Genomic DNA, 908 nt, shown 5'->3' on the forward strand with positions numbered 1-908 from the left:
ACGGTAGACGTGCCGACTGGCGGGGATCACGGTTTGATCCCCGCCAGTGGCGTTGTGTGTTCGGCTCAGAACAGGCCGGCGTCGACGGTGGTGTCGACATCGACGTCGGTGTTGACCTGACCGGAGTTGTCGGTCGAGTTGTCCTGTCCGGAGTTGTCGACCGAATTGTCGACCGAGTTGTCCACCGAGTTGTCCTCGACACTCGTGCCGCCGGAGATCCCGCCCGACACGCTGCCGTCGATGTCGCCGACAGTGGTCTGGTTGCCATCGACATTGGTGGTCGTGGTGTCGTTGTCGTTGATCACGATGCCCCCACCCGAACCGCCGGCCCCGCCGGTGGCGTTGCCGCCGTCGTTGCCGACACCGATCAGCCCGCCGCCGCCGTCACCGCCAGAAGCGCTGCCACCGCTGCCCCCACTCATGTCGACGTCGTTGATGACCGGGCCGTCGTTGTCGGAGATGATGTCACCACCGGCACTCTGATCGCCGCTGTCGTCGATCTCGTTGTCCTCGCCGATGTTGACGTTGGAGTCCTCGATGTCACCGGTGTTGACGTTCTCGTTGTCATCGCCGACGACGTTGCCATCACCCTCGACGTTGGTGGCATCGATATCGCCGGCATTGCCGGTGTTGACGACCCCACCGTCGGTGGCGGTGTTGGTGGTCTTGTCACCGAAGGTGATGTCGCCGAACTCCAGCCCGAAGTTGCCGATGCCCTGCTGCTGATCCTCACCGGCATGGTTGACGGTGTTGGTCTCCGGGCTCAAAAACCGGGTGTCGTTGTGGCTGAGCGTGTCGTTGTTGGACAACACCTCGGTCTGCCGCTGCGGAGTGAACGCAATCCCGTGCGTCTGGGCCACCGCCTGCTGCAAACCCACCACCGGATTCCCACCACCGTGCACCACCGC

The 908-nt window shown here is 63.8% G+C and carries 1 protein-coding gene; it reads right to left on the minus strand.

Annotated elements, in window-relative coordinates; translation table 11 throughout:
* Window positions 1-65: 65 nt before the first annotated feature.
* A partial coding sequence (locus AU197_RS21005; RefSeq protein WP_064405115.1) for a hypothetical protein occupies window positions 66-908 on the minus strand: 843 nt, incomplete at its 5' end.

Source organism: Mycobacterium sp. IS-1590 (genome assembly GCF_001500025.1).
In the GTDB taxonomy this organism is placed as follows: domain Bacteria; phylum Actinomycetota; class Actinomycetes; order Mycobacteriales; family Mycobacteriaceae; genus Mycobacterium.